The sequence below is a fragment of the Streptomyces pseudoechinosporeus genome (assembly GCF_054783935.1).
In genome coordinates this window covers 43699-49788 of the sequence record NZ_BAAGPS010000043.1, presented here as the reverse complement: position 1 = coordinate 49788, position 6090 = coordinate 43699, and the positions used below count along the sequence as shown (strand labels likewise).

At 70.4% G+C, this 6090-nt stretch carries 8 protein-coding genes; 4 read left to right on the top strand and 4 right to left on the bottom strand.

Going from position 1 to position 6090, the window contains the following annotated elements; translation table 11 throughout:
* Positions 1-77: 77 nt before the first annotated feature.
* Positions 78-491 (bottom strand): arsenate reductase ArsC, encoded by a 414-nt coding sequence (locus ACYVO6_RS33230; protein WP_461067721.1) that lies wholly within the window; start codon positions 489-491, stop codon positions 78-80.
* A 92-nt stretch (positions 492-583) separates the two neighbouring features.
* Between ACYVO6_RS33230 and ACYVO6_RS33225 the strand changes: the two genes are divergently transcribed.
* Both ACYVO6_RS33225 and ACYVO6_RS33220 read left to right on the top strand, forming a co-directional pair.
* The gene (locus ACYVO6_RS33225; protein WP_033320119.1) at positions 584-892 is read left to right on the top strand and encodes an ArsR/SmtB family transcription factor; all 309 of its coding nucleotides are present in this window, start codon (positions 584-586) and stop codon (positions 890-892) included.
* Positions 889-1668, top strand: a complete 780-nt coding sequence (locus tag ACYVO6_RS33220) for an aquaporin (RefSeq protein WP_461067719.1) — start codon at positions 889-891, stop codon at positions 1666-1668. The genes ACYVO6_RS33225 and ACYVO6_RS33220 overlap by 4 nt, the downstream gene beginning before the upstream one ends.
* Before the next feature lie 61 nt (positions 1669-1729).
* Here the strand turns inward: ACYVO6_RS33220 and ACYVO6_RS33215 are convergent, their stop codons facing one another.
* A complete protein-coding gene (locus ACYVO6_RS33215) occupies positions 1730-2110 on the bottom strand; it encodes an ArsR/SmtB family transcription factor (protein ID WP_461067717.1) in 381 nt (126 codons plus the stop codon).
* 149 nt (positions 2111-2259) lie between these two features.
* On the opposite strand from ACYVO6_RS33215, the gene ACYVO6_RS33210 reads away from it, so the two are divergent.
* Positions 2260-3642, top strand: a complete 1383-nt coding sequence (locus ACYVO6_RS33210; protein ID WP_461067715.1) for an FAD-dependent oxidoreductase — start codon at positions 2260-2262, stop codon at positions 3640-3642.
* 28 nt (positions 3643-3670) lie between these two features.
* Positions 3671-4135 carry an ArsI/CadI family heavy metal resistance metalloenzyme gene (locus ACYVO6_RS33205; RefSeq protein ID WP_461067713.1) on the top strand — a complete coding sequence of 155 codons (465 nt, stop codon included), beginning with the start codon at positions 3671-3673 and terminating at the stop codon, positions 4133-4135.
* Between the two features lie 165 nt (positions 4136-4300).
* On the opposite strand, the gene ACYVO6_RS33200 is transcribed toward ACYVO6_RS33205, so the two are convergent.
* Entirely contained in the window at positions 4301-5272 is a 972-nt protein-coding gene (locus ACYVO6_RS33200; RefSeq protein WP_461067711.1) for an AraC family transcriptional regulator, read from the bottom strand.
* Positions 5273-5400: 128 nt separating this feature from the next.
* A complete protein-coding gene (locus ACYVO6_RS33195) occupies positions 5401-6090 on the bottom strand; it encodes a hypothetical protein (protein ID WP_461067709.1) in 690 nt (229 codons plus the stop codon).

Genomic DNA, 6090 nt, shown 5'->3' with positions numbered 1-6090 from the left:
GTACAGCGCCGCCGTGTAGCCGGCGGGCCCGGAGCCGATGATGATCACGTTACGGACGTCGCGTACCTCGTCGCCGCTCATGCCGTCTTCTCCGGGGCGATCTCTTCGATCAGGCCCTCGACGAGCTTCTTGATCTCGTCCCGGATCGGGCGGACGGCCTCGACGCCCTGGCCCGCCGGGTCCTCCAGCTGCCAGTCCAGGTACCGCTTGCCGGGGAAGACGGGGCAGGCGTCGCCGCAGCCCATCGTGATGCAGACGTCCGACTCCTTCACCGCGTCCACCGTGAGCATCTTCGGGACCTCGGCGGAGATGTCGATGCCGACCTCGCGCATGGCCTCGATGGCGGCCGGGTTGACCTGGGCGCCCGGGTTGGAGCCGGCGGAGCGGACCTCGACACGGTCCCCGGCCAGGTGGGTCAGCCATGCGGCGGCCATCTGGGAACGGCCGGCGTTGTGGACACAGACGAAGAGCACGGAGGGCTTGTCGGACATCAGGAGGTCTCTCTTGTCTCACGTCGACATCAGGCGCGCATGGCATCAGCACCCGGTGGTGTCAGCCACCACTGATGTGACAGTATCAGCCCATGATGACGTCAGTCGACACTGACCTGATCCGGGTGCTGGCCGACCCGCTCAGGCTCCGGATCGTGACCCTGCTCGCCAAAGAGATGCTGTGCACCACCCACCTCGTGGAGGAGACCGGTGCCCGGCAGACCAACCTCTCCAACCATCTGAGAGTGCTGCGCGAGGCCGGAGTCGTCGAGACGGAGCCCTGCGGCCGGTTCACCTACTACCGGCTCAAGCCTGACGTCATCGCCCTGCTCGCCGGTCAGTTCGCCGACCTGGCCGAGTCCGCTCGTACCGCCGCTGAGAACAAGAGGGCCTGCCCATGACCCCCGCCGAAGCCGCCCCGGCCACGGAGTCCGCGACACCCGCCGCCGAACCCGAGTCCGTCGGCCCCGCGCCGGGCGCCACTCCGCCACGTACGCCCCTGGTGGCCCGGGCCGCCGCCGAACTCGTGGGTACGGCGCTGCTGGTGGCGGTCGTGGTCGGCTCCGGCGTCCAGGCCACCGACCTGACCCAGGACGTCGGCCTGCAACTGCTGGCCAACTCCACGGCCACCGTCTTCGGCCTCGGCATCCTGATCCTCCTGCTCGGCCCGGTCTCCGGCGCGCACTTCAACCCGGTCGTCACGCTGGCCGAGTGGTGGACGGCGCGACGCGGCGGCGCCGGCGTCACTTCGCGCGAGGTGGCGGTGTACGTGCCCGTGCAGATCGTGGGCGCCATCGCGGGCGCGATCCTGGCGGACGCGATGTTCGGCGAGCCGCTGGTGAAGTGGTCCACGCACGACCGCTCGGCGGGTCACCTGCTGCTGGGCGAGGTCGTCGCCACCGCGGGTCTGATCCTGCTGATCTTCGGCCTGGCGCGCGCCAACCGGCTACAGTTCGCGCCGGTGGCTGTGGCCTCCTACATCGGAGCCGCGTACTGGTTCACCTCGTCGACGTCCTTCGCCAACCCCGCGGTGACGATCGGCCGCGCCTTCACCGACACCTTCGCGGGCATCGCGCCCGGCTCGGTCCCGGGGTTCCTCGGCATGCAACTCGTCGGCGCCGTGGTCGGGTTGGCCCTCGTGGCCCTCATCTTCATGCCTGGACGATCGGCCGAATGAGCCACAGTACGCAGGTGGTGGTGATCGGCGGCGGCCAGTCCGGGCTCGTCGCCGGCTGCGGTCAGGCCGCGGCCGGCGTGCCGCTGGTCAGCAGCTTGCCCATCGCGGCCAGTACGGACGGCTCGACGCGGTAGTAGACCCAGGTGCCGCGCCGCTCGGAGGTGAGCAGCCCGGCCTCCTTGAGCTTCTTCAGGTGGTGGGAGACCGTCGGCTGGGAGACGCCGACGTCGGAGATGTCGCACACGCACGCCTCGCCGCCCTCGTGCGAGGCGACCAGCGAGAACAGCCGCAGCCGCACGGGGTCGCCGAGCGCCTTGAACATCCGCGAGGCCGTCTCGGCCTCGTCCGCGGTGAACGGACGCTCGGTGAGCGGTGGGCAGCATGGCGCCACGGCCTCGCCGGGGGCGGGTTCGAGTAGCGGCAGCACCTTCGTATTCGACATGCATCTATGTTGACATACGTCGAACCAGTACGGCGAGGGCCGGTGGCCGGCGCTCAGATTCGATGAATGTCTATGTTGACGCTTATCGAATCAGGTGTCATCCTGGCATTGCAAGCCATCGACGAATGTCGAAACAAAGGGGAAGTCTCGTGGCCGCAGCCATCAACAACGTGCCCACCACCGACCAGCTGCCCGTCGTGGTCGTCGGAGCCGGCCCGATCGGTCTGGCCGCCGCCGCCCACCTCGTCGAGCGCGGCCTCGAACCGCTGGTCCTGGAAGCCGGACCGTCGGCCGGCACCGCCGTCCGCGACTGGGCGCACGTACGGCTGTTCTCCCCCTGGTCCGAAGTCACCGACCCCGCCGCCGAGAAGCTGCTGGCCCCGACCGGCTGGACCCGTCCCGACGGCGCCGCCTACCCCACCGGCGGTGACTGGGCCGAGCAGTACCTGCAGCCGCTCGCCGACGTCCTCGGAGACAAGATCCGCTACGGCGCCACGGTGACCGGCGTGGCCCGCGCCGGCCGGGACCGCATCGTCGACTCCGGCCGCGAGGAGCAGCCGTTCACGGTGCACATCCAGTCCGCGGACGGCCACGAGGAGCGGATCACCGCCCACGCCGTCATCGACGCCTCCGGCACCTGGACCGTCCCGAGCCCCGTTGGCGCGAACGGCCTGCCCGCCCTCGGCGAGAAGGCGTCCGCCGACCGCATCTCCTACCGTGTTCCGGACCTGAAGGACCCGGCCGTACGCGCCCGTTATGCGGGCAGGCGCACGGCCGTCGTCGGTTCCGGTGCCTCCGCCTTCACCGCCCTCGCACTCCTCGCCGACCTGGCCGGGGAGGAGGAGGGGACGCACGCGGTGTGGATCCTGCGACGGGGCATCAGCGCGAGCACGTACGGCGGCGGCGAGGCCGACGAACTCCCCGCTCGCGGCGCCCTCGGCCTGCGCGCCCAGGCCGCCGTCGAGGCCGGACACGCCAGCGCGGTCACGGGATTCCGTACGCAGGCGGTGGAACGCGACAGCGACCGGCTCGCCCTGGTCGCCGAGGACGGCCGTCGCCTCGATCCGGTCGACGAGGTCATCGTCCTGACCGGCTTCCGCCCGGACCTCTCCTTCCTCTCCGAGGTCCGCCTCGGCCTCGACGAACGCCTCCAGGCCCCGACCGCGCTCGCCCCGCTGATCGACCCGAACGTCCACTCCTGCGGCACGGTCTACCCGCACGGCGTGCGCGAGCTCTCCCACTCGGAGCAGGGCGTCTACCTGGTCGGCATGAAGTCCTACGGCCGTGCGCCCACGTTCCTCGCGATGACCGGCTACGAGCAGGTCCGCTCCATCACCGCCGCCCTCGCCGGCGACCACGAGGCCGCCGAGCGCGTCGAACTGACCCTGCCGGAGACCGGCGTCTGCGGCGGCGCGGGCCTGTTCGACGAGCCCGACGCCGCCCAGGGCAGCGAGGGTGGCGGCTGTTGCGTCGCCCCCACCACCCTCCAGATCGGCATCGGTGCTCCGGCCACTGCCTCCGGCGGCTGCTGAAAACCCGTACCACTCAAGGAGGTTCGCCATGTCCCGCGTACAACTCGCCCTCCGCGTCCCCGACCTCGCCGAGTCCGTCGCCTTCTACACAAGGCTCTTCGGCACCGAGCCCGCCAAACTCCGTGACGGCTACGCCAACTTCGCCATCGCCGAACCCCCGCTCAAGCTCGTCCTGATCGAAGGCACGGCGGGCGAGGCAACCCACATGGACCACCTCGGCGTCGAGGTCGACACCACCGAGGCGGTCCACGCCGCCACCGCCCGCCTGAGCGAGGCGGGCCTGGCCACCGACGAGGAGAACGACACCACCTGCTGCTACGCCCTCCAGGACAAGGTCTGGGTCCACGGCCCCGGCCAGGAACCCTGGGAGGTGTACGTCGTCAAGGCCGACGCCGACATCCTGGCCAAACAGCAAGGCAGCACCTGCTGCGCCGACCCGGCCACGGCCGACACCGGCTCGAAGGAACCGGCCGCCGCGAACTCGTGCTGCTGACTACCCGCTGACGACCTTCGCACCAGCAGGGCCGCGACCGGAACAGGACCGGCTGCGGCCCTGCGCCGCTCTGCCCTGCCCGGACTCGTAGTCGTACGTACGGCGAACCCGCCCGGCAAGAACCCCCGGTGGAGGACCGGCTGCTGCTGCCGAGCGCCTCGGGCGTCAGATCTCCGCGCGGGTCTCGCGCAGACGGTACTCGCTCGGGCTGACGCCGTGTTCCCTCTTGAAAGCGGCGCTCAGGGCGAAGGCGCCCGCGAAGCCGACGCGGTCGGCCACCACGGCGAGGGTAGCCTCGGGTTCGCGCAACAGGTCCGCGGCCAGGGCGAGGCGCCGTTCCCGTAGATAGGTCATCGGCGGCTGTCCGACCAGGGCGGCGAAGCGCCGGGCCAGGTTCGCCCGGGACGCGCCGGTCTGTGCCGCCAGCGCCGGCAGTGTCCACGGGTGGGCGGGGTTGGCGTGCAGCAGACGCAGGGCGGGTCCGACGACGGGGTCGCTGTGGGCCCGGTACCAGGTGGGGACCTGGGCGCCGGGGCGGGTGAACCAGGCGCGAAGGGCCGTGATCAGCATCAGGTCCAGGGCCCGGTCGAGCAGGATCTGCTGCCCCGGCTCCTCGCGGGTGATCTCTTCGAAGGCCGTCAGGCTGAACGGGCAGTGGCCCACGTCCGCCTCGATGACGGCCAGCGGGGGCAGGGCGGCGAGCAGTCGGCCCGGTGTACCGCCGACCACGGTGTACAGGCCGTTCACCAGCAGCGCGCTGTCCGGCCCCGCCGTGTCCCCGGCCTGTACGCCCGGAGTCCGCGCGCTGATCAGTTCCTCGCCCTGCAGCGTCGTACAACGGCCCCCGGCACGGATCACCACCTCCGGCTCGGTCGCCGGATCGTCCGCGATCACATACGGCGCGCCCCCGGACAGCACCGCGACATCACCGGGACCGAGCCGCACCGGGTCACCGCTCTGAGGCATGACCCAGACCGAGCCGCGCAGGAGGACCGCGAGCGCCAGCGGTGAGCCGTCCTCGAAGCGTGCTGCCCAGGAGCCGGAGGGGGAGGACTGGTTGAAGACCGCGCCGCTGGTCCGTACGCCGTTCAGCAGGTCCGTCAGCGGATCCGCGCTGGTCAGTCCTGAGGGATCCATGCCGGTGAGCGTAGCCGAACGGATGGAGACGAACGGACTACGTCAAGGCCGCTGCCCGGCAGGGCGTCTGGAGCACCTGACCTTTCCCGAGTGGACGGCGTCGGAGCCTCACCCAGACCCGGAGCGGTTCACTCGCTCGCGTACAACAAGTCGGCCTTGGCCGGGGCACGTACATCCAAGGGCTTGTCGAAGGCGCTGAACGTGGTGGTGCTCCTGTGGTCGGCGCCTTTGTAGACGACCTTGAGGATGTACGGCTTGCCCTCGGACGCGACATAGAAGGTGTAGGTGCCTCCCTTGTCCTCCTTGTCGGTCACCACGAGGGAAATTGCCGCGCTGCCGTTGACCTTGGTCGGTTCGCCCTTCGTCGCTTTGCCGAAGGAGGCGAACGGCTGAGTGCAGTCCAAGAGTCCTGTGGCGGCTTGGTCGACGGGGGTCTTGACCCAGCGTTCGTACTCCCTGGTGTCGGTCACGGTCTCGCCTTCCCGCTCCAGGAAAGTGCGGTTCGGGCGGATGTAGGCCGTTGCGCCGATCCGGATCTGCCCGAAGCTGGCGCCTGTGTCCCAGGTCGTTTTGCCCGCACACGTGCCCTTGAGGTCGGTCGTCAGGTGAGTGGAGAACGGGCCGCTGGCGACGGTCGCAGTGATGTCGCCGTCGATGGTTACCGACTTGAGCGCCTTCATCGCGTCGTTCGCGTCGTCAAGCATCTGCTTGGCGGAGGGCTCGTCTCCGGAAGAGCCCTCCGCCGAGCAGCCGGCCACGGTGGCGCCCACCACTAAGCAGCCCAGTGCGGCCACCACAGCAGCCGATTTCGTTCGCAC

Bases quoted from the DNA above. Each gene is read 5' to 3' on its own strand.
- ACYVO6_RS33230 (WP_461067721.1), bottom strand. From the start codon at position 491: ATGTCCGACAAGCCCTCCGTGCTCTTCGTCTGTGTCCACAACGCCGGC.
- ACYVO6_RS33225 (WP_033320119.1), top strand. From the start codon at position 584: ATGATGACGTCAGTCGACACTGACCTGATCCGGGTGCTGGCCGACCCG.
- ACYVO6_RS33220 (WP_461067719.1), top strand. From the start codon at position 889: ATGACCCCCGCCGAAGCCGCCCCGGCCACGGAGTCCGCGACACCCGCC.
- ACYVO6_RS33215 (WP_461067717.1), bottom strand. From the start codon at position 2,110: ATGTCGAATACGAAGGTGCTGCCGCTACTCGAACCCGCCCCCGGCGAG.
- ACYVO6_RS33205 (WP_461067713.1), top strand. From the start codon at position 3,671: ATGTCCCGCGTACAACTCGCCCTCCGCGTCCCCGACCTCGCCGAGTCC.
- ACYVO6_RS33200 (WP_461067711.1), bottom strand. From the start codon at position 5,272: ATGGATCCCTCAGGACTGACCAGCGCGGATCCGCTGACGGACCTGCTG.